The organism is Thiomicrospira sp. S5 (assembly GCF_003991075.1).
Lineage (GTDB): Bacteria > Pseudomonadota > Gammaproteobacteria > Thiomicrospirales > Thiomicrospiraceae > Hydrogenovibrio > Hydrogenovibrio thermophilus.
Map to the genome: position 1 here is coordinate 1810586 of NZ_CP014470.1, position 21724 is coordinate 1832309.

Here is a 21724-nt window from a genome sequence, read left to right on the forward strand (position 1 = left end):
TCACTCTGGCAATTTGGTCTTAATCGACAGCGCGTGCAATTCACCCGTAGCGAATTCATCCTTGAAAATGTCGTTTACCATGCGATGACGCTGCAAAGGCGATTGATCTTCAAACGCGGCACTGGACACTTCAACCGCAAAGTTACAATCTTCGCCACTCATAGTGACCTGCGCATCATCGAGTACCGCTTGGATTTTTTCACGGATTTTTTCTGGAGACATAACAAATTCTTCTTTCTACAACAGCTTGAATTCACGGCCCTTTTACACTCGGACTCAACCGAGCGACAGACCTCTCAAAATTAATTGCGTATTTTAACGCCTTTGTACAATAAAATCAGATTAATCGTCGTAATCAGCACAAAGAACAACACCGTAATCGCTAAACTCAAGTAAACCGATACGTCGGATTGCTCAAAGAAACCGTAACGGAATCCATCCACCATATAAAAGAACGGATTGATGTGCGAAAACGCCTGCCAGAAATCCGGCAAGGCATGAATCGAATAAAACACCCCACTCAAGAAGGTCAAAGGGATGATAATGAAGTTTTGAAACGCCGCCAAATGGTCGTACTTGTCCGACAAAATCCCGGCTGTCATACCAACCCCTCCCATAATGGCGGCACTCAACACCGCAAACAGCAAAATCCAGCCCGGCGACTGCCAGGCGATGTCAAACCCGACAATGCCCACCACCAACACACCGATGCCCACGGCCAAACCGCGCACAATCGAAGCCCCGACAAACGCCAGATAAAACTCGAACGGCGAAATCGGACTGAGCATCACAAACGTCAAGTTGCCGTGCATTTTCGACTGAATCAAACTTGATGAGGTGTTGGAAAATGCATTCTGCAGAATCGTCATCATCACCAGACCGGGAATCAGGAATTGACTGTAACTCAACCCGGAAAACACCTCGATTTGAGTGACAATCACCTGACCGAAAATCAACAGATACAACAACGACGACACCACCGGCGCAAAAATGGTTTGCACCGCCACCGAATAAAAACGCCGGACTTCCTTCACAAAAAGCGCCCAACAACCTGTCCAATTCATTTCCACTTATTTCTCTCCCGTCAAATCCAAAAAGACCTCTTCCAGCGTCGCGTCGCGGCTGGTCAAATCTTTCACTGCCAAATGACTTTCCGACAAGGCACTCAACATCTGATTCAAAGGCTTTTCTTTTTCCAGTTTGAACATCAAACCATTCGCATCCTGCTCGAGAAAACGTTCTTGCAAGAACGGCGTAAATTGCTGTTCATCGACTTTTTTCGGCGACTCCAACACCACACGCAGATAACGGTAATTATGTCGAGACAACAACTCACCGGTGGTTTCCAATGCTTTCAATTCACCGCCTTTGACAATGGCGACTTCTTCACATAAGGCTTCGGCTTCTTCCAGATAATGCGTGGTCAGAATAATGGTATGCCCTTTTTGATGCAGTTCCTTTGTAAACTCCCATAAGGTCCGGCGTAAGTCGACATCCACACCCGCCGTCGGTTCATCCAGTACCAGTACTTGCGGTTTGTGCACCAGCGCCATCGCAATCAACACGCGACGTTTCATACCACCCGACAATTCATTGGTGATGGCATTCGCCTTGTCCGACAAAGCCAGACGATCCAGCAATTCGTCAACCCAAAGACGTTGCTCACGGCTTTTCAACCCGAAATAGCCGCTTTGAATGTCCAGCAATTCGCGAATCGTGAAAAACGGATCGGAAATCAGCTCTTGCGGTACCACGCCCAGAAAACGACGGGCCTGGCGGTATTCTTTCTCCACATCATAACCATTCACCAGAATTCGACCGGCGGAAGGCTTGACCAAGCCGGCCATACTGTTAATCAACGTCGATTTTCCGGCACCATTCGGGCCCAACAAACCGAAAAAACAACCAGGCCTGACATCAAACGAAACGCCTTTCAACGCTTGCAGTGAGCCATAATCCTTTTGAACGGCTTGAAATGAAACAGCGGCAGCTGACATAAAAATCCTTTTACATTAAAATACTTAATAATTGATTGAATTACACGAAAGAAACTTTCTTGAAAAGCGAGTTCAGGCCAATTCAAGCAGGTCTTGTAATCCATACAGGTCGACCAGCACCCGAAGCTCATCCGGCAGGCCCACCACTTTAAGCGGTTTGGACAACCGCGATTGCAAATGCAGCAATAAGGCAAGACAAGTGGAGTCCGCCCCTTTCAAAGAATGACAATCCACCTCCGTAACCGGCGCGGATAGATTTTTCAACCCTTGGTCATAAACACGGGTCACCACTCCGGCATCGACCTGGCCCGACAAGCGAAGTACCTCGCCCTCCAGAACGGCCGCCGTGTCCTCGGATAAATTGACCACTAACAAGCCTCAGCCCTCGTCCAAGACATCTTGATTCGCATTGTTTTTCGCGTTCAAACCGGCGATGACTTCGTCAATACCTTTTTTCTGAAACTCGGATGCGAAAGACTTACGGTAATTCAACAACATACTGATCCCTTCAATGGACACATCGTACAGGAACCATTTTTGATCATTCTTATTCAAATAAGCACGGTAAACCACGGTGGACACATTACCGTCCGCCTGAGTCACTTCGGTCGATACCGAAGCCCGACCAGGACGGGTTTCCACCATTTTGGATACCACGATTTTCGTCACACGTAACTTCAAGATGCTCTTGGCATAGGAACGCAACAAGGTATTGGTAAAGGCTTCGGTAAAGGCTTTCTGCTGGCTGGCAGAAGCCTGCTTCCAGTATTGTCCCATGACATAACGTGCCATTTTGGGTGTGTCCACATACGGCAACACATACTCGTTAGCAAAGACTTTGACCTTCTGCGGATCCGTCTCCAGCTCGGCACGTTGTTTATCGACCTCGGACACCACCGTTTCCGACAGTTCCTTCACCATTACTTCCGGATCTTTTTGGTTAATATCCACGGCATAAGCCGTCGATTCCAACGCCAGCGTCAGCAACATCACCGACACCATCAATTGTTTCAACAAACGCATCACTTCGCCTCCGAATCACTGTCCGCGAATTTGGTCAGGAACTGACCGATTAATTCTTCCAACACCAAAGCCGGTTGCACCAAATCAATTTGATCACCGTCTCTCAAATATTCTTCATCCGCCCCTGGTTCGAGGCCGATGTACTGATCTCCCAACAAACCGGAAGTCAAAATCGACGCCGAAGTATCCAGCGGCAACTGGTTGTAGTCTTGGTAAATATCCATCACTACACGTGCCTGGTAGGTATTTCGATCCACCGAAATGTTTCCGACACGCCCGACGACCACGCCACTGATTTTCACCGGAGACCGAACCTTCAAGCCACCGATATTGCTGAACAGCGCATTGACCTGATAGGTCGGACGATCCTGAAAGCCTTCGAAATTACTGACTTTCAAAGCGATTACCGCCAATGAGATCAACGCAAACAATACGAATGCGCCCACCCAAATTTCGATCATTTTCCATCGTGACATAATCATGTACCTTAAACTCTCATGTTTGTTAAGCCGCTCAATTGAACATCATGGCGGTTAAGATAAAATCCAGCCCCAGCACGCCGAGCGAGGAATGCACCACCGTGCGCGTGGTGGCTCGGCTCACGCCTTCCGAGGTCGGCAAGGCATCATACCCTTGGAACAAGGCCACCACCGCTACCAAAACTGCAAAAGCAATCGATTTGATAATGCCGTTGATAACGTCTTCGCGCCAATCCACCTGCTGATTCATTTGCGTCCAGAAAGCCCCTTCATCAACGCCAAGCCAGCCGACCCCGACCATATAGCCGCCTAAAATCCCCATCGCGATGAACATCAGGGACAACATCGGCAACACTAGCAATGCGGCGGTAAAACGCGGTGCGAATACATATTTCAACGGATCGACCGCCATCATTTCCAGGGCCGACAATTGCTCGGTGGAACGCATCAAGCCGATTTCCGCTGTCAAGGCGGAACCCGCCCGCCCGGCGAATAGTAAGGCCGCGACCACCGGCCCCAGTTCGCGCAATAATGACAAGGCCGTCATGGTACCGACCGCTTCTTCCGAATTGAAATCGACCAGGACGTTGTAGCCTTGCAGGCTCAGCACCATCCCCACGAACAAACCGGCGGTCAGAATAATCGGCAGTGAAAGCACACCGGAGAAATACATTTGTTTGACCAGTAAATCCAAGCGGACAAACGCGGATGGAATCGCCGGCAGCAGCGATAACAAAAAGAAAAAGCCACGGCCGAACGCGCCGAAGATGCGAATGAAGCTCTGCCCCGTGGCCGCGAGAAAATCAAAGACCGCGTTCATATCAAATCCTGCAAAAAGGGTTTGGCCGGATAATCAAACGGCACCGGGCCGTCCGGCAAGCCTTGCAAAAACTGCTGCACGTACTCCGATTCCGACGCCAGTAAGGCTTCCGGAGTACCTTCCGCCACAACGCGTCCTTCGGAAATCACGCATGCGAAATCCGCAATCGACAAGACTTCATTCACATCGTGCGACACCGCCACACTGGTCACTCCCAAACTGTCGTTCAATTTGCGAATCAGTTCAATCAAGACCCCCATCGTAATCGGATCTTGACCAACAAAAGGCTCATCGTAAAAAATCATATCCGGATCCAGAGCAATGGCGCGAGCCAGAGCCACACGACGCGACATACCGCCGGACAATTCCGCGGCCATAAGATCTTGAGCACCGCGCAAACCGACCGCCTGCAACTTCATCAACACCAAGGGTCGGATGATTTCTTCCGGCAATTTAGTGTGTTCGCGAATCGGAAACGCCACATTGTCAAACACATTCAAGTCCGTCAACAGCGCGCCACTTTGGAACAGCATTCCCATCGTGCGTCGCAACTCATACAGTTTGCTTCGGCGCAACTTATGTACATTTTGGCCGTTTACCAGAATGGTGCCCTTTTCGGGCTTTAATTGACCGGCAATCAACTTCAACAGAGTGGTCTTACCGGTACCACTGGGGCCCATAATCGCCGTCACTTTTCCGACCGGGATGTTCAACGAAAAATTTTCAAAAATCTTTCGCGACCCTCGTGAAAAGGTGACATTCTGGATTTCAATCAAGGTTTCCGAGGCCATAGACCGCTTCTGCACTCATGTAAATAAAAAATGGGAAAGCAGATATTAACAAACTTTCGTTTAAACCCAAAGACAATAACACCCTTTTCGGGCCGATACCGATTCAATATTCCACTCAAAACCCTAATAATTCACCGACCACTTTCAGGCTTTTCAATTGCGCGATATCCAGTTTTGGAGAACCGATTAAAAACAAAGCACCCTCGCGGCCCTCCGGCAAAGAGGCCATGAATTGCTTCAACATATCCGCTTGTTGCTTACCGTCTTCCGACAAGGTCGCCACATACCCCATAGGCTCGCCCCACAGAAACAGGCCGTCATACTGCCAGGACCAGCCTCCAACTGAATTCGGCAAGGCATTGTCTGAAACATGCGTAACACGGAAACCCTCCGCCGCAACCCCCTGCGCTTCGCCATGACACAGCAGGCCATACGCCTGATTTCCAAGATGTGCTTTCAGGTATCGCAAACGTTCGCCATTCACGGCATCCAGCGTTCCTTGCACCTCGAACACAAAATAAAAGGTTTCGTCTTCCAATGCCTCAGCGAGGTCACCGATGTCGTCGTTTGTCCAGCTTTGCCACTCCGATTCCGGCACTAGCACCGCCTGAAAAAACTGGCTATAATAATCCAATCGCCAATCTTCCGGCATATCCTCCGGATAAAAGCTCTCCAGCCAACCGGACTGATTCCAACCGTAAGCCCCGACCACCAAGTTCTCCACCGCGCACTCCATAAACTTTATTTATTTTAATTATAAAAAAACATATAATGGCGACTTTACATTGTTTGACAAAACGAAAAATAAAAAAGACACCCCATGATAAGCAGCCTTATTTTACCATTGATTGTCCTTGCAATTGGACTGGTCCTTCTGGTTTGGAGTTCGGATATTTTTATCGATGGCGCGGCAAGTACGGCGATACACATGAACATCTCGCCACTGATTATCGGGGTTGTCGTTTTGGGCTTCGGAACCTCCGCACCGGAAATCCTCGTCGCCATCCTCGCCTCGGTGGATAACAGCCCCAGCCTCGCCATCGGGAATGTCGTCGGGTCCAATATCGCCAATATCGGCTTGGTCCTTGGCGTCACCGCGATGGTATCGCCGATTGTCATCAAATCCTCCCTATTGAAACGTGAATTCCCGATGCTGCTTGTCATCTCGTTGATCGGCATCCTGCTGATGCTCGACAAAGACCTCGACATCACCGATGGTTTCATCCTGCTAACCCTGCTGCTGATTGTCATGACCTGGATGATTCGCGCCAACAAAAACATGGCACCAACCGACCCCTTAGCAAAGGAAACGGTCGACGAACTGGAAGATATGCCCAAGTTCAGCCGAGGTAAATCCTGGTTTTATCTGCTGGCAGGCCTAGTTGTTTTGATGATTAGTGCCAAGATGATGGTTTGGGGTGCCGTGGAAGTCGCGGTTTACTTTAAAGTACCGGAAATGATCATCGGCTTGACCATCGTCGCCATCGGCACCAGCTTGCCGGAGTTGGCCGCCGCCATCACCGCCGCCCGCAAAGGCGAAGCCGACTTGATGATTGGTAACATTCTTGGTTCCAACCTATTCAACCTGCTGGCGGTCATGTCCATGCCGGCTTTGCTCGCGCCATCCATCATCGAAAACACCACGCTCTTGTTGGATTACCCGATCATGCTCGCCCTCACCTTGGCCATGCTGCTGGTGGCGTTGCCGCGAAAAGGAAAAGCCGTCATCACCAAAGTCGAAGGGTTTATACTGTTAATGAGTTTTATCGCTTATATGGTGTTCCTGTACGTCCGCACGATTAACGGTTAATTTCAAGGAAGATTGAGGAAGATTATGATGTCGTTTACCCCTGAATTGGTGCAAAAAGCTGAAACCGTCAAATTGCTGATTTTGGATGTGGACGGCGTCCTCTCCGACAATAAATTGATTTACGGCGACGACGGTATGGAATACAAGGCCTTCTTCACCCGCGACGGCCACGGTATGGTCATGCTGCAAAAAAGCGGTATCGATATCGGCATCATCACCGGGCGCAAATCTCCCTTGACCACCAAACGCATGCAGGATTTGAAAGTCAAACACGTCTACCAAGGCGTGCCGGACAAGCTCCCCACATTTTTGAAACTGGTGGAAGAGCTCGGGCTGGATTTTTCCGAAATCGCTTACGTCGGTGACGACATTCTCGATTTACCGATTCTCACCCGAGTCGGTTTGTCGGTGTGTCCGGCCGATGCGGATAAAGAAGTGCCGCCGCATGTGGATTACGTCTCGCAATTCAATGGCGGCCAAGGCTGTGTCCGCGAGGTGTGCGAATTGATTTTGAAATCTCAAGACTTGTGGCAAGCCCACATGGACTTTTATTTACGCGAAAAACTCTGATAGAATTCAAGACACCTCTAAGCCACAACGTTATAAGCGTTTGAGGCGCCCAATGACTGATTACGGTGAACGAATTCCAACATGCTGAAAAAACTCCCTTCCGTTCTGATTTTTCTCGCCGCCATCATCACGCTGGTCATCGCATTCAAACAAACCACCCAAAACGGTGACGCCTTGGATTCCAAAGTCGATCCCATCCAGCTAAATCATAGCTGGCAGGCCTTTGACACCACCAGTTGGCAAGTCTCCAAACTCAAACCGACCGAATCCCAAACCCGGGTTTACGCCGAAGAAGTGTTTTACCAAAACCAAAATAAAACCAGCACCTTCAAGGCCCCTTACATCATCAAAGACGATTCGGAACAACAATACGTCCTGCAAAGCCAGTTTGGTTCTACCCGTAACGACGATAAAATCACCCTTAAGCAGGCGGTCGTCATTCACTCCTTCACCAAAACTGATCAAGGTGAAAATAGAATTCTGAAAACCGAACAAATTACATATAATACCGTCACCGGCCTATTGACAAGCCCAGTGTATACGGAAATCATTCAACCGAACGCCACCATCAGCGGCATCGGGTTTGAAGCCAACACCGAGACGGGGGATTATCAGTTTCTATCTCGCGTCAAAACCCATTACCAACCGGCATCACCGGAAAAAAACGGGGCTCCCGAGTCGCCTTGAATCGGACAACACGAACTATGCAAAAACAGCCGACATTGCTTTCTTATTTTTTCGCCGCACTGCTGTGCCTACCGGCAGCCAACGTCTTGAGTGCCGATTCGCAACCCGAAAATGACGAATCCACCTTACCGGTTGAAGTCACCGCAGACAAACTGGTTTCTCAAGAACAGAAAGGCGAAAGTGTCTATACCGGCAACGTCATCATCACCCAAGGCACCACCGTCATCAAGGGCGACAAGGTCACCCTACACCACCCGGATCGCAAGCTCGCCAAGGCCATCGTCATCGGCCAACCCGCCACGTTCAAACGTTTTTTACCCGAAGAACAGAAATGGGTGAACGGACACGCCGATCAAATCACCTATGATACCGAACAGAAAACCGTTCTATTAGAAGGTGACGCCTATGTCAACCAAGAAGGACAGAACAGCATTTCCGGCCCGAAAATCTATTATGACCTGACGAAAAAGACCCTTTCCGCCTACGGTGATCGTGACGAAAAACAGCGCGTCAAAGTCATTTTCCAACCGGAAGACGAAGCTCAGAAGGACGCGCCCTGATGGCCCATTTCTACGCACGCAATCTGGCGAAAAGCTACAAACGCCGCAAGGTTGTTTCTTCGGTGGACCTGGATGTTGAAAGCGGTCAGGTGGTCGGCCTGCTCGGCCCGAACGGTGCCGGCAAAACCACAACGTTTTACATGATGACAGGCCTGGTCAAAAACGATGCCGGCGACATCTATCTCGACGACCGGGAAATCAGCCAACTGTCCATCGACCAACGTGCCAAACTCGGCATCGGTTACCTTCCGCAAGAGGCATCCGTTTTCCGAAAGCTGACCGTAGAGCAAAACATTCTGGCCATCCTGGAAATGCGCTCGGAACTGAGCCTGGATGAAAAGCGCCAAAAATACGAAGCCTTGATTGACGACCTGCAAATCGGCCACATCACCACACAGCTCGGCCAAGCGCTGTCGGGCGGCGAACGACGCCGAGTTGAAATCGCTCGTGCTTTGGCAATGGAGCCGAACTTCATTCTGCTGGACGAACCGTTTGCCGGCGTCGACCCGATTTCCGTCAAAGACATCCAAGGGATTATCCTGCACCTGAAAATGAAAGGCATCGGCGTCCTGATTACCGACCACAATGTCCGCGAAACCCTCGGTGTCTGTGACAAGGCCTACATCTTGCACGCCGGCACCATTCTCGCCCAAGGCACCCCGCACGAAATCCTTGCCAACCCGGATGTCAAACGGGTTTACCTCGGCGAAAACTTCAAATAACGTCAGGATTCGACACTCGGTTTTTCACGAAAAGGCCGAATTCGTTTTATGACTCTATGCTATACTGAACTCGAAAAGAACGGGTTTGTAACACACAGAAAAACCTCAACCAAACATCGCAGAAAAAACAACGACTAAGGAGCGATATCATGCAAATCAACATTACTGGTCACCATATCGAAATCACCGACTCTCTTCGTGATTACGTTTCTGAAAAAATGCAAAAACTGACTCGTCATTTTGACCATGTTACCAATGCGCATGTTATTTTAACGGTAGAAAAACAACAGCAAAAAGCCGAAGCGACAGTGCACGCATCCGGTAAGGACCTATTTGCGGAACACACTTGTGAAGACATGTATGCTTCCATCGACGCGTTGGTCGACAAATTGGATCGTCAAATCATCAAACACAAAGAAAAAATCGGCAGCCACCACCAAAAATCCGGTGGGGTCAAAAACATGACGACGGCTGAAGAAGCTTGATTTATTGATTCTTTCGCTTAAAGGGCTTTTTCAAGCCCTTTTTTATTGCCTGGCCACCCTCGATTGTCATCCGCTTGTCATCCTACAAGCGCGCATCCCCGCTAAAATAAGCCCGAATCCGAAAATTAAACCAATTAAACCTTTAAATGGTGCTTAATCCGGCTAAAATAGGCCTATCCACAGCTTCGAGAAGATTTTATGTCGCAAATACATCACAGCATAGACAAACTTCAACTCACCGAGCACCTTCACCAAGCCGTCAGCGAACAAAACAGCGAATACATCCAAGAATTGTTGCACGGACTGGTTCCGGAAGAAATCGCTGAAATCCTCGAAGCCACCCCGCCAAAAGAACGTTACAGCCTTTGGGAGCAACTGCCCCCTGACGTTCAAGGGGAAGTCCTCGGCCACACCAACGACGAAGTCCGCGCCAGCCTACTCGGCCAATTGGACAAGCACGAAATCGTCGAACTGACCGAAGAGTTGGAAACGGATGACATTGCCGACATCATCCAATCCTTGCCGGAAGAAGACAAAGCCGGGCTTCTGGAAAAACTGCCCGAACAAGAACGGGTTGCGGTCCAGACCGCCCTCTCCTACCCGGAAAACACCGCCGGTGGTTTGATGAGCACCGACTTCATCGCAGTTCGTTCCGACGTTACGCTGGAAGTGGTGATTCGCTTGCTGCGAAAGGTCGGCTCACTGCCCAAAGACATGGTGGATTTGATTGTCCGTGACCGCGACGGGAAATACCAGGGCGCTCTCAAACTGAACGATCTTTTGACGCACGACGGCGAAACCCTGGTCAGTGAACTGGTCGACCCGAAGCGTTTTGCCATCAAGGCCCTCACACCCGACAAAGAAGTGGCCAACATTTTCGAGAAAAACGATTTGATTTCCATTGCCGTGGTGGACGAACGCAACCATGTCCTGGGCCGCATCACCATCGATGACGTGGTCGACATCATCCGTGAAGAAGCCGAACGCACCCAAATGGCCAGCGCCGGTCTCGACGATGAAGAAGATTTGTTCGCACCACCGCTTCGCTCCGCCAAGCGTCGTTCTTTCTGGCTAGGCATCAATTTGATTGCCGCCAGTTTAGCGGCCACGGTCATCAGCCTGTTTGAAGCCAGCATCTCGGAAATCGTCGCTCTGGCGATTTTAATGCCGATGGTGGCCAGCATGGGCGGTGTGGCCGGCACCCAGACCGCAACCATCGTAATACGCGCTCTTGCCACCGGTAAGCTCGGTGCGAAAAACAGTCGTAAATTGATTGCAAAAGAAACGCTGGTCGGGGTATTGAATGGCTCACTCTGGTGTGTACTCACCGGAATAGCAGCATGGCTGTGGTTTCAAAATGGATTTTTGGGCGCGATTTTCGGCGCGGCGATGCTGATTAACTTAACGGCGGCGGCGTTGGCGGGCGCGGTGATTCCATTGATTTTGAATAAATTGAAAATCGATCCGGCATTGGCGACGGGCTTGATGTTGACCACCGTCACAGATTCGTTGGGATTCTTTGTCTTTCTCGGGCTGGCGACGATTGTGCTCGCCGCTTAAAGCATATCCACCATCATCGACGGATCGATGGAATATAGATAAGAAGAAACCAAAATCATCAACAAGACGACGAACGTAATCATCTTGAAGTGCGATTTCTTCGGGTTCCGAAAAATATACTCTCTTCGTTTAAGCTTCATCATGCTCTCAACATCCTTCTCTGACCGGTTTCATCTAATAAACGTGTTTTTCGGGCCGAAAGTATGAGCTTGTCGTTGCTTATCTAAACTTTCTTTGCAACCCGGCGGTCTTGTCCTCAGAGACGAGATCCGTGGCTTTCCGTCCCTGCTTCACAACAGGTTTGGCCATCTTTTTATCCGTTAATTCCGTGCTTTTTGACACAATTTCGTAAAATTAACTACACAAACCATACCACATTTTTGCAAAGGGTCAAAATTTTTTTCTAACGAATCAATTGGTTACGAATTGGAATTCAAATAAAAATGACCAGGCCTGGTCATTTCTTTGAAACCACAGCGTTTTATGGATACAAAATTTGAAGCACCCGATTCAATAAATATCCGGGGGAACATTTGGAAAGAATCGCAAAAGCCCGCTTATAGCGGGCCGAGTTATCGAAATAGAATGAATCAGTGTTCGCGCGTGGCGACAAATTGCAGGTTAGGCCAACGCTCTTCCATCAAGGACAGGTTGACACGTGTCGGCGCGATGTACACCAACTGGTCGGCCGCATCGTAAGCGACGTTCTCTTTGACTTTGTCGAGGAACTTATCGATTTCCGCTTTATCGCCCAGCACCCAACGTGCCGTGCTCACATTCACCGGCTCAAACAAACAGGATACGTTGTACTCGTCTTTCAATCGTTGCGCCACCACTTCGAACTGAAGCACCCCGACCGCTCCGAGAATCAGGTCGTTATTGGCAATCGGTCGGAACAACTGGGTCGCCCCTTCTTCGGAAAGCTGCGTCAAGCCTTTTTGCAGTGCTTTCATTTTCATCGGGTCTTTCAGCTGGGCACGGCGGAACAATTCCGGCGCAAAGTTCGGAATCCCGGTGAACTTCAGCGCTTCCCCCTGAGTGAAGGTATCGCCGATTTTAATGGTGCCGTGGTTGTGCAAACCAATGATATCGCCCGGATAAGCCACTTCGGCCTGATCACGCTTATTAGCCAGGAAGGTAATCGCTTTGGCGATTTTGACATCCTTGCCGATACGGACATGCTTTAGCGTCATGCCTTTTTCGTAGCGGCCGGATACAATGCGCATAAACGCCACACGGTCACGGTGTTTCGGGTCCATATTCGCCTGGATTTTAAAGACGAAACCGGTCAACTGTGGCTCGTCGGATTCCACATAACGTTCGTCGGTGGCGCGTCCAACCGGTGCCGGCGCATAATCGGCAAACCCATCCAATAATTCTTGCAGCCCGAAGTTATTTACCGCGGAACCGAAAAAAACCGGGGTCAATTCCCCTTTCAGGAAACGCTGCAAATCGAACTCATGGCTCGCACCTCGCACCAACTCAATTTCCTCGCGCAATTCTTCCGCCTGACCGCCCAACTTGGCATCCAACTCCAGGTTATCCAGCCCGGCGATCAACTCACCCTCGGACGCATTCAAACCGTCGGCGGATTCGAACAAACGTACCGTATCGTTATACAAATGGTAAATCCCTTTAAAACGCTTGCCCATACCAATCGGCCAGGTCATCGGCGCGCACTCGATTTTCAGTACGTCTTCGACTTCATCAAGTAACTCAATCGGCTCCTTACCTTCGCGGTCCAATTTGTTGATAAAAGTCAAAATCGGCGTATCCCGCAAACGACACACCTCCATCAATTTGATGGTACGGTCCTCGACCCCTTTCGCCACGTCAATCACCATCAGGGCGGAATCCACGGCAGTCAGGGTACGATACGTATCTTCCGAGAAGTCTTCGTGCCCCGGCGTATCCAACAGGTTGATCATGACATCGCGGTACGGGAACTGCATCACCGAGGACGCAACGGAAATCCCTCTTTCTTGCTCCATCTTCATCCAGTCGGAGGTTGCGGCGCGGTCGGTTTTCCGGCTTTTAACGGCACCGGCCATCTGAATGGCGCCCCCGTAAAGCAACAGTTTTTCCGTGACTGTGGTTTTACCCGCATCCGGGTGGGAGATGATCGCAAAAGTGCGTCGTTTGTTGGTTTCAAGCTGCAGGGACATAACTTCTTCTTGGCTTCTTATCGCTTATTGCTGTCGGGTTGTTTAAGTTCTATTTCGATACCCGATGGCTATTAAGTCCAAACACTAAAAACACCAGGCCTGGTAGTTTTGGTTATTCAACGGGTCGAATGTGCGACGGATTATACCCGATTAGCGTTTTGATTCCTAAAGGTATTCGATATTCAAATGGGCGGTAAACGTGACGGAAAGCATTTTTGACGGGCAAAAAAAAAGAGGGCTTAAAAAAGCCCTCAAAATAATTTCCCCCAGTGTGGTATTCCCACGTCAGAAATGGGAAAGGGGAAATTCAGTTGCACTCTGAACAAGGTAAAAATTTGATAGACATTCCAAACGAGCGACCCTCCGAAGGGAAATTCGAACATTTCAATTCGCAACGAAAAATGGTTAAACCAAAAACGAATTGAACCGGATCGATTCGCTTAACAGAATGAAGCGTCAGAAATAAACGGAAAACAGGAATATGAAAAAGGAAGACTTAAGCAGCTTGCTAAAAGCTGTGACCTGAACGGTCTGAATAAGGCAACCCGGCCATCTCCGAGAGATCCGTGGCTTTCTGTCTTCGCCTCGCGACGAATTTAGCTTTATCAAATTAAGATGGTGAAATATTAAGACATCGAAAATAAAAACACAACGTTTTTTTTAAAAAAATTTACTCTTTTAGGGCACCTCGATTAACCCCCAATGAATTCTGGCAACGCCAAGTTTGTCAGATCAAGGCGTGAACGTGAAGGAATGTCTAGACCTTGCAAACGTTCACAACGCAGAACTGGCGAACTTGGCCAAGCCCCTTCGGGCGGGACTTAAAGACCACTTCTTCGTTGTTACGACTCTTAGCCATAGAATGACTAAGGCCGGCGAGTCGCGCCTAGAATAAGTAGCCTTTAAGTCCCGCAGAATTTTATTCGGGGTTAATCGAGATGCCCTTATTTTCGCAACAATACTTAAACGTTTTTTCAGACCAAAAATCACGCCAGCATTTCGAACTTATAGCCCACGCCGTATACCGAGTGAATCAACTCCTTATCGGTCAACTCTTCGGCCAGCTTATGACGCAGTTTCTTGATGTGGCTGTCAACGGTCCGATCCGACACCACACGATTATCCGGATAGATACTGCCGATCAATTGGGTGCGGGAATAAATACGGCCGGGCGACTCGCTCAATAGCTTCAAAATCGCAAACTCCACCAATGACAACCCTACCGTCTTGCCTTGATAACGCACTTGATAACGTTCCTCGTCCATCTGCCAGATGTCGTCGTTCAAGTGTTCATTATGGTTCGCACTGCGCCGAAGCAGGGCCTTAACCCGCGCCAGCAGTTCCCGAGGGCTGAAAGGTTTACACACATAATCGTCTGCTCCCAGTTCCAAACCGAGAATCCGATCGATTTCTTCCACCTTGGCCGTCAGCATAATAATGGGCACTTGGCTGAAGGCGCGCACTTCTTTACAGATTTGCAAGCCGTCTTTGCCCGGCAACATGACATCCAACAACACCAAGTCCACCGAATGCTTTTTCACCCAATCCACGACGTCCAAACCATTGTCAATCACCTTTACCTTAAAACCGCTGTCTTCAAGGTATTCCTGCACGATATTGGCGATTTTGATTTCATCTTCCACCACGAGAACCGTTTGTGCTGTCATGTTGTTTCCTTTTTTAAAGCGGTAAACGTACCGTTACTTTGATGCCGCCCAGCTCGGATTGACTGGCCGATACCTCGCCCTGGTGCGCCTGAACAATTTGCTGAACAATCGCCAATCCAAGGCCCGCCCCACCGTGCCGACGACTGCGTGACCCTTCGGTTCGGAACAGACGTTCAAACAGATGCGTCAAATCGTCCGGTTCAACGGTCGGAACCGAATCGGTGATGTCCAACTGCACATGTTTGGCGTCGCAAATCAGCGCCACATCGATTTGCCCCGGCTGTTGATCTTTATCAGCTTGCACCGCATCCGTATAAGCGATGCTGTTCAACAGCAAATTGGTAATCATCTGCTGCAAGCGGGATTCATCCCCGTTGATTTCACACTTATCCGCCGGCAAGGTCAAGGACAGTTTCAAGCCCTTCTCCTGAATGGCACCTTCCACGGTTTCCAGCGAACGCGACAAGATTTCCTTGAAGGACACCCGGTTCATTTTGTAGTGCAAACCACCGACATCATTCAAGGTCACCTGATAAAGGTCATCCACCAAGCGGTTCAACAACATCACCTCTTCATAGATTTGCTGGAGATTACGTTCCGTTGCCGGACGAATACCGTCTTTGATGGCTTCCAAACTGCCTTGCAACACCGTCAAAGGCGTCCGCAGTTCATGGGAAATATCCGCAATCCACTGATTACGACTTTGCTTACTTTGCTCCAAGGTCGCCGCCAAATGGTTGAAGTCCTGCTGAAGTTGCCCCAATTCGTCGGAACGGTTTTGTTTCAACCGCGTCGAGAAATGCCCTTGCGACAGACGGCGCATCCCGCGTGTGATTTTCCGAATCGGTATCAGGAAATGGCTGGCGAACGGTAACAGAAACAACAGAGCCAAAAGGGTGACCAGAATGGCACCCCAAGTAAAAATAAAGGACTGGTTTTGCGCAAACTCAATATCCGACTTATCGGTCAACTCTTTACGGTGGTTGTACCCCAGGTGCCCCGCTTCCTCGCGATCCACCCGGATACACTCCACCATTCCGTTTTCCGTCGGCGGCGGCCCGACAATCAGCTCGCCGTCCTTACTCATCAAACTGACGCGGCTTTCGAATTCATCGGGATGAATTTTCAGCAAGGTCGGGTATTCACGCTCCAACAGAATGTCCATCGGAATATAGGTATGTGTCAAATCCACCCGGTGCGAGGCCGTCAGCAAACGTTGCCAGACACCCAAATCAATGTCTTTGGTGTCGAAGATGCCTTTTTCGTCCATATAGACTTCGATGTTGTTTTTCAAACGTTCCAAACGCAACTGGTCACGTTTATCGACGTATTTGACCATGGTGTCATGCAACAAATACTGGTTGCTCCACACCATCGCACCGAGCATCAGAAACCCGAAGCTCAGCAACACCAGAATCAGTTTAAATCTTAAAGAAATCTTCATCGGAAACATGCTAGAACACGCTTATTTTTGCGGCGCTTTACGCCCCAACATACGCGTCAAGGTGGCATCCTTGTACACAAAGTGATGTTTCAAGGCGCCGGCAATGTGCAACAAAATCGCTGCTGGCAAAATGAATTGCCCGGCGATGGCGTGCACTGCTTTGGCGATTCCGCCGATGGTTTCGTTTTCCGGTACGATTTGCGGCATGGTGAACCAACCGAAGACCGACACTTCATGTCCGCCGGCATTGGACATCATCCAACCGGACAACGGCATCAAAATCAAACCGAGGTACAAAAAACCGCGAACGATATGCGCCAACACTTCTTCGGAACGTTTCGAGGCAATTACCGCCGGGTTTGGCGAGACCTTCAACCAAACCAAACGGATCACCACCAGCCCAAGCAGAATCACCCCCAAGGCCTTATGAATGTCATACAGTTCGAATTTCCCCGGCGACTTCGGCAGTCCGGCCATGTAAATTCCCAAAGCGATCAAGCCAATAAATAACAGTCCACTGATCCAATGGTTGGCTCGAGTCACTAAACCATAGGCGTCCGCCGAATTTTTCATGCTCATCTATTCTCTCTCCGAATGATGTTAGAAGAGAGCCTTGCTCGAAATGATTTCACGGCTAAAAATGGCTAAAATCCGCCTTCTCGTCGTTGAAAAACTTGCGAATAGCTTGCTATTCGCTGCGTTTTCCGTCTTGATTAGACAAATTTTATCTCATTTTTAGCTCGCGTCTCATCCGTGCAAAGCTCTCTAGAAGGATTAAATTGGGTTATCGTTGTATTTTACGCGATTATTTCGAATCATCAGTATAGGTTTCGATTGTTACATAAATGTGCAAAGAGTATGAAGCCGCGCCCACACCGCCGCTCAGGCCTGGCGGCTTTCCGTACAGTCTTCTAAAAAACTCAAAAACCGTTCCGAACAAAAGTCGTTTTCGGTACACTATGCTTCATTGAAATCAAACTTTTTTCGACCATGTTTTATACCACCGAACGCGACAAAATGCGCCAGTTTTACGCCGACACCTGGCGTAAAGCTACCCAAAACGACCCCTTGGACGCCATGGAAACCCGTGTGGCCCGGGTGATAGAAATGCACCCGGAATACCATGCCATGCTCAACAACGAGAAACATCTGGGCAACGATTACCTGCCGGAAATGGGCGAAACCAACCCGTTTCTGCACATGGGCATGCATTTGGCGCTGCAGGAGCAGGTGGCCTTGGATCGCCCGGCCGGTATTCAAGCCGTTTACCGGCAACTCGGTGAACAACTGGGCGATGTTCACGACACCGAACACGCCATGATGGACTGCTTGGGCGAAGCGCTTTGGCAGGCCCAACAAAACCAGGGCATGCCGGATGAAGACGCTTATTTAAGCTGTTTGCAAAATTTACTGAAATCCTAATTGGGAGCGCTTATGTCAAACGATGCCAAACCACAGGAAACCGTACCGGCCAAAAGCCGTTTCGAACCGTCGCGCCAGCCGCCTTTGAGACGTGCCCTACGCAATGCGATACTCATTGCCCTCGTCGTCGGCATCGTCACCCACCTTCAAGACTCCACACCGCAGGAAAGCTTGATGTCGGCGCTGTTCACGCTCGTTATCGTTCTGCCCGCCTTGTGGTTGTCTTATCGTTTGACGCAAAAAATGCTGTCCCCATCCGACGAGCAGAAACCGAGCGATTCCTAACAGAAGTTCCTAAAACGGCCAGGCCTGGCTATTTTTAAGACAACGCACAAGGATGTTCCCATGACCGACACAAATGCAATGCCTGACACGGCGAGTTTCAGCATCATTCAATCCAAAGGTTCTTTGGATTGGTCTTACCCGCCGATGATTCTTGCCAGCAGCGCGGTGGCCATGGGCAAAGACGTGGAAATCTTCTTCACCTTCTACGGCATCAACTGCCTGTTGAAAGACACCGCCCGCCTCAAAGTATCTCCGGTCGGCAACCCCGGCATGCCGTTGAAAAGCCCCATCGGGCCCAATTGGCTGCAAACCGTTGACTGGCGCTTTCTACCGGACATCGTCTGGTCGCTGCCCGGCATGACAAGCGCCGCCACCTGGATGTTTCACCGCACCCTGCAGAAACACGGCCAATTGCCTTTCGATGAAATGCGCGCCCTCTGCCAGGAACTTGGCGTCAAATTCACCGTCTGCCAGATGAGCATGGAACTGCTCGGCTATCAGCCGGAAGACTTAATCGACGGTTTGGAATTTGCCGGCGCCGCCACCTATTTTGCACAAACCCCGCAAGAACAAAGTCTGTTCATCTAATGTTGAATTTCATTCATATAGAGCTTTGCACGAGTAGGACGCGAAGAAAAAATGAGAGAAAATTTGGCTGATTGAGGCGGAAAACGCAGCTAATAGCGAGCTATTAGCCAGTTTTTCAACAAAAATCAGACGGATTTTAGCCATTTTTACCCGTGTATCTATCTCGTGTAAAGCTCTCTCATACAAGCTTGAATTAAATTTAATTGATAAACCGCATCAAACCTTTTAATATTTGCCCTTCAGGTGCGCGGCCATTCGCATGGATGGCGACGCGTTAAACGGGAAACTGGTGCGAAGCTCACGTTGAAGTGATCTTCCAATCCAGTGCTGCCCCCGCAACGGTGATAGAGAAAACCAGACCCCATGCCATTGAAGCATTGCTTTGAGAAGGCGTCTGCGAATTGCTCTTCAGCCCGGATACCGGCCTGACAGTAAACGACAAAGATGTCACCAAACCGATTGCGGTGGGCAATACGGCAGGTATTTCAAGGCTTCGTTCGCAATGCTCCTTTAGCAACGACCCTTTATCTGTTTTTACGGCAACCCGTCTGATGCGGCCGCCGTAAACCGTTTTGCCTTCGTTATTAGAAATCTCCTTAAAGAGATTTCAAACCCGAATGTTTCATGAATTTGTGCTGAGATTGCGCAGGACATTGGCTTCACAAGGAAATTTCTGAAGAAGTGTCGTATCAATGATTACGACCGACTGAAGAAATATTGCTTGTGGAATCAAGGAACCAGCAAGGTCAGTGTAAATTTGTGGAATATTCGGGTTCTGATCCAAACGAAGGAACTTTCCATGACCCCTAAAGTAACATGCAAACTCAGTCCAATTTCGATTGGCCTGGCTTCCGTGCTATGCGCCGGCCAACTACAGGCGGCCGAAACTCAATCGCTCGATAAAATCATCGTGTCCGCCAACAACACCGACCAAAGCGCTCATTCGGTCACCGCCGATTACGATGTCATTACCCGACAGGAAATCGAAGAAAAACAATATAAAACCCTGGCCCAAGCGCTGAAAACCGTGCCGGGCGTTACCGTCAAAAGCAATGGCGGCTATGGCACAGCCACCTCCATCTTCATGCGTGGTCAAAGTAATAACGCCACCTTGATTATGGTGGACGGCATTGAAATGACCAACCCGATGGGCACTGGCGGGGCCATTATTTCCTCCTTGCTGTTGGGCGATGTGGAACGCATTGAAGTGATCAAAGGTCCGCAATCCGGTGTGTGGGGTGCCAATGCCTCGGCCGGCGTCATCAATATCGTCACCCGTCAAGCGCAAAACGTGGCGCAATTCAGTCTGGAAGGCGGCACTTACAATACCCAACGTTTGAATACGGTCTTGGGGGCTTCCAGCGATAAAGCCGACTTCCTCTTCACGTTGTCAGACCTTTCCACCGATGGCTTCTCGGCGGTTCGTCCATATCACCATTCCAACGACGGTTTGGAAGACGACGCCTTCCAACAAACCGACGTTTCCATGAAAATCGGCCTCAAACCGGTGGCTGGTCATCGTCTGGAAGCCTTTTTGAAAAACACCAGCTCTTCCAGTCAATACGACAGCAGCACCAACCCGGATGCGGCCGGCACCTTTTATGAAAGCGACTACAGCAACACCATCAAAAAATTGAGCTATCAATACGAGCAAAATGACCTCAACGCGTCGGTCTACTGGCTGGAAAACGAAATCGACCAATATAATGACGGCCAGCTCACCGAATACGGTGCCAAAGGCCATTATGAATACGCCGCCAATCAACGGCTGGCCGCCAGCCTGACCTCCAAGGAATTCGAAGGCACCAACAGTTCCTCGGGCGACACCAGCCGTTATTACAACACCGGCGTGGCGCTGAATAACACCAACCAATTCAACGGCAACCGTCTGATCATTACCGAAGCCTTGCGTTATGACGAATTCAGTAAATTCGACAACAAAGTCACCGGAAAGGTCGGCATTAAAAACTACTTTACCGCGGACATCTACGCCAGCGCTAACGTTGGAACGGCCTATAACGCCCCCACACTCTATCAAGTGACCTACGGTGCCACTCACGACCTGCAACCGGAAGAAACCGAAGCCTACGACATCACTCTGGGCGCTTACGGATTGGAAGTGACCTATTACCAAACCGAAACCAAAAACCTCATCAACTACGGCGGCACCTGGCCAAACGATTACTACGAGAACCTGTCCGGTAAATCGAAATTCAACGGCGTGGAAGCGTCCTACCAAACCGATATTACCGCCATTCACACCGACTTAAAACTCGGTTACACCTACCAGAGCGCCAAAAACGACGACGACCAATGGCTCAGCCACCGTCCGGAACAACAAGCGTCATTGCAAATCGACAACTACAGTTTGGCCGGGTTACATCTGGGATGGGAAACACGTTACATCGGTACCATGTACGACAAAGTGGATAGACAAGGCGCTCAAATCGGCGAATACTTCGTCACCGACCTCACCGCCGACTACGCCCTGAACAACCACTTCACCCTGTACGGAAAAGTCTTGAACCTGTTCGACGACGATTACACCAGTGCCGTGGCCAGTTACGAAAGTGACGGCACCACGCCCGCCTATGTCTATGGCAATGGCGGCACACAAGTGTCGTTCGGTTTGCGAGGGACTTTCTAGCC

25 protein-coding genes and 3 riboswitches are annotated in these 21724 nt (G+C 49.7%); of the genes, 11 read left to right on the forward strand and 14 right to left on the reverse strand.

The window, feature by feature from the left end:
* The 9 genes from AYJ59_RS08335 to AYJ59_RS08375 all read right to left on the reverse strand — a co-directional run bounded on the left by AYJ59_RS08335 (position 1) and on the right by AYJ59_RS08375 (position 5834).
* Positions 1-222, reverse strand: a complete 222-nt coding sequence (locus AYJ59_RS08335; RefSeq protein WP_127119846.1) for a BolA family protein — start codon at positions 220-222, stop codon at positions 1-3.
* Positions 223-302: 80 nt separating this feature from the next.
* Positions 303-1064 carry an ABC transporter permease gene (locus AYJ59_RS08340; protein WP_068650223.1) on the reverse strand — a complete coding sequence of 254 codons (762 nt, stop codon included), beginning with the start codon at positions 1062-1064 and terminating at the stop codon, positions 303-305.
* A gap of 6 nt (positions 1065-1070) precedes the next feature.
* Entirely contained in the window at positions 1071-1997 is a 927-nt protein-coding gene (locus tag AYJ59_RS08345; RefSeq protein WP_127119847.1) for an ABC transporter ATP-binding protein, read from the reverse strand.
* Between the two features lie 72 nt (positions 1998-2069).
* On the reverse strand, positions 2070-2366 hold the full coding sequence (locus tag AYJ59_RS08350; RefSeq protein ID WP_164730753.1) for an STAS domain-containing protein: 297 nt from the start codon (positions 2364-2366) through the stop codon (positions 2070-2072).
* Between the two features lie 9 nt (positions 2367-2375).
* On the reverse strand, positions 2376-3020 hold the full coding sequence (locus AYJ59_RS08355) for an MlaC/ttg2D family ABC transporter substrate-binding protein (protein ID WP_127119849.1): 645 nt from the start codon (positions 3018-3020) through the stop codon (positions 2376-2378).
* Positions 3020-3496: an outer membrane lipid asymmetry maintenance protein MlaD gene (gene mlaD / locus AYJ59_RS08360; protein ID WP_029937838.1), complete on the reverse strand. Its 477-nt coding sequence runs from the start codon at positions 3494-3496 to the stop codon at positions 3020-3022. Before mlaD ends, AYJ59_RS08355 begins: the two co-directional genes overlap by 1 nt.
* A gap of 37 nt (positions 3497-3533) precedes the next feature.
* Complete coding sequence (mlaE, locus tag AYJ59_RS08365; RefSeq protein ID WP_029937837.1) at positions 3534-4319, reverse strand: lipid asymmetry maintenance ABC transporter permease subunit MlaE; 786 nt, start codon at positions 4317-4319, stop codon at positions 3534-3536.
* On the reverse strand, positions 4316-5110 hold the full coding sequence (locus tag AYJ59_RS08370) for an ATP-binding cassette domain-containing protein (protein ID WP_029937836.1): 795 nt from the start codon (positions 5108-5110) through the stop codon (positions 4316-4318). The genes mlaE and AYJ59_RS08370 overlap by 4 nt, the downstream gene beginning before the upstream one ends.
* Positions 5111-5225: 115 nt before the next feature.
* Positions 5226-5834 carry a hypothetical protein gene (locus AYJ59_RS08375; RefSeq protein WP_051673340.1) on the reverse strand — a complete coding sequence of 203 codons (609 nt, stop codon included), beginning with the start codon at positions 5832-5834 and terminating at the stop codon, positions 5226-5228.
* Between the two features lie 96 nt (positions 5835-5930).
* Between AYJ59_RS08375 and AYJ59_RS08380 the strand changes: the two genes are divergently transcribed.
* The 7 genes from AYJ59_RS08380 to mgtE all read left to right on the forward strand — a co-directional run bounded on the left by AYJ59_RS08380 (position 5931) and on the right by mgtE (position 11504).
* Positions 5931-6920, forward strand: coding sequence for a calcium/sodium antiporter (locus AYJ59_RS08380; protein WP_029937834.1), 990 nt, complete (start codon positions 5931-5933; stop codon positions 6918-6920).
* A 27-nt stretch (positions 6921-6947) separates the two neighbouring features.
* Positions 6948-7490, forward strand: a complete 543-nt coding sequence (locus AYJ59_RS08385; RefSeq protein ID WP_127120412.1) for a KdsC family phosphatase — start codon at positions 6948-6950, stop codon at positions 7488-7490.
* A gap of 81 nt (positions 7491-7571) precedes the next feature.
* Positions 7572-8177, forward strand: coding sequence for an LPS export ABC transporter periplasmic protein LptC (lptC, locus tag AYJ59_RS08390; protein ID WP_127119850.1), 606 nt, complete (start codon positions 7572-7574; stop codon positions 8175-8177).
* Positions 8178-8194: 17 nt separating this feature from the next.
* On the forward strand, positions 8195-8737 hold the full coding sequence (gene lptA, locus AYJ59_RS08395) for a lipopolysaccharide transport periplasmic protein LptA (protein WP_127119851.1): 543 nt from the start codon (positions 8195-8197) through the stop codon (positions 8735-8737).
* Positions 8737-9459 (forward strand): LPS export ABC transporter ATP-binding protein, encoded by a 723-nt coding sequence (gene lptB, locus AYJ59_RS08400; RefSeq protein WP_127119852.1) that lies wholly within the window; start codon positions 8737-8739, stop codon positions 9457-9459. The genes lptA and lptB overlap by 1 nt, the downstream gene beginning before the upstream one ends.
* 149 nt (positions 9460-9608) lie before the next feature.
* Positions 9609-9944 carry a ribosome hibernation-promoting factor, HPF/YfiA family gene (gene hpf / locus AYJ59_RS08405; RefSeq protein WP_029937829.1) on the forward strand — a complete coding sequence of 112 codons (336 nt, stop codon included), beginning with the start codon at positions 9609-9611 and terminating at the stop codon, positions 9942-9944.
* Between the two features lie 198 nt (positions 9945-10142).
* Positions 10143-11504, forward strand: coding sequence for a magnesium transporter (mgtE, locus tag AYJ59_RS08410; RefSeq protein ID WP_029937828.1), 1362 nt, complete (start codon positions 10143-10145; stop codon positions 11502-11504).
* Here mgtE and AYJ59_RS12965 read toward each other — a convergent pair.
* The 5 genes from AYJ59_RS12965 to AYJ59_RS08435 form a co-directional block, all read right to left on the reverse strand.
* The gene (locus AYJ59_RS12965) at positions 11501-11647 is read right to left on the reverse strand and encodes a hypothetical protein (protein WP_164730700.1); all 147 of its coding nucleotides are present in this window, start codon (positions 11645-11647) and stop codon (positions 11501-11503) included. The two genes, mgtE and AYJ59_RS12965, sit on opposite strands and share 4 nt — an antisense overlap.
* 89 nt (positions 11648-11736) lie before the next feature.
* A riboswitch (cyclic di-GMP riboswitch) is annotated at positions 11737-11820 on the reverse strand.
* Between the two features lie 274 nt (positions 11821-12094).
* A complete protein-coding gene (locus AYJ59_RS08420) occupies positions 12095-13669 on the reverse strand; it encodes a peptide chain release factor 3 (RefSeq protein ID WP_127119853.1) in 1575 nt (524 codons plus the stop codon).
* A 536-nt stretch (positions 13670-14205) separates the two neighbouring features.
* A riboswitch (cyclic di-GMP riboswitch) is annotated at positions 14206-14280 on the reverse strand.
* 375 nt (positions 14281-14655) lie between these two features.
* On the reverse strand, positions 14656-15336 hold the full coding sequence (locus AYJ59_RS08425; protein ID WP_029937826.1) for a response regulator: 681 nt from the start codon (positions 15334-15336) through the stop codon (positions 14656-14658).
* A gap of 13 nt (positions 15337-15349) precedes the next feature.
* Positions 15350-16780, reverse strand: coding sequence for an ATP-binding protein (locus AYJ59_RS08430; RefSeq protein WP_237260305.1), 1431 nt, complete (start codon positions 16778-16780; stop codon positions 15350-15352).
* Positions 16781-16801: 21 nt separating this feature from the next.
* Complete coding sequence (locus AYJ59_RS08435) at positions 16802-17359, reverse strand: cytochrome b (protein ID WP_127119854.1); 558 nt, start codon at positions 17357-17359, stop codon at positions 16802-16804.
* Positions 17360-17770: 411 nt separating this feature from the next.
* Between AYJ59_RS08435 and AYJ59_RS08440 the strand changes: the two genes are divergently transcribed.
* The 4 genes from AYJ59_RS08440 to AYJ59_RS08455 all read left to right on the forward strand — a co-directional run bounded on the left by AYJ59_RS08440 (position 17771) and on the right by AYJ59_RS08455 (position 21722).
* A complete protein-coding gene (locus AYJ59_RS08440) occupies positions 17771-18202 on the forward strand; it encodes a DUF1841 family protein (protein WP_127119855.1) in 432 nt (143 codons plus the stop codon).
* Between the two features lie 12 nt (positions 18203-18214).
* Positions 18215-18487, forward strand: a complete 273-nt coding sequence (locus AYJ59_RS08445; RefSeq protein ID WP_237260306.1) for a hypothetical protein — start codon at positions 18215-18217, stop codon at positions 18485-18487.
* Positions 18488-18547: 60 nt separating this feature from the next.
* Positions 18548-19075 carry a DsrE/DsrF/DrsH-like family protein gene (locus AYJ59_RS08450; RefSeq protein WP_237260307.1) on the forward strand — a complete coding sequence of 176 codons (528 nt, stop codon included), beginning with the start codon at positions 18548-18550 and terminating at the stop codon, positions 19073-19075.
* 224 nt (positions 19076-19299) lie between these two features.
* Positions 19300-19518: riboswitch (cobalamin riboswitch) on the forward strand.
* Positions 19519-19874: 356 nt separating this feature from the next.
* Positions 19875-21722, forward strand: coding sequence for a TonB-dependent receptor plug domain-containing protein (locus AYJ59_RS08455; protein ID WP_127119856.1), 1848 nt, complete (start codon positions 19875-19877; stop codon positions 21720-21722).
* Positions 21723-21724: the final 2 nt, after the last annotated feature.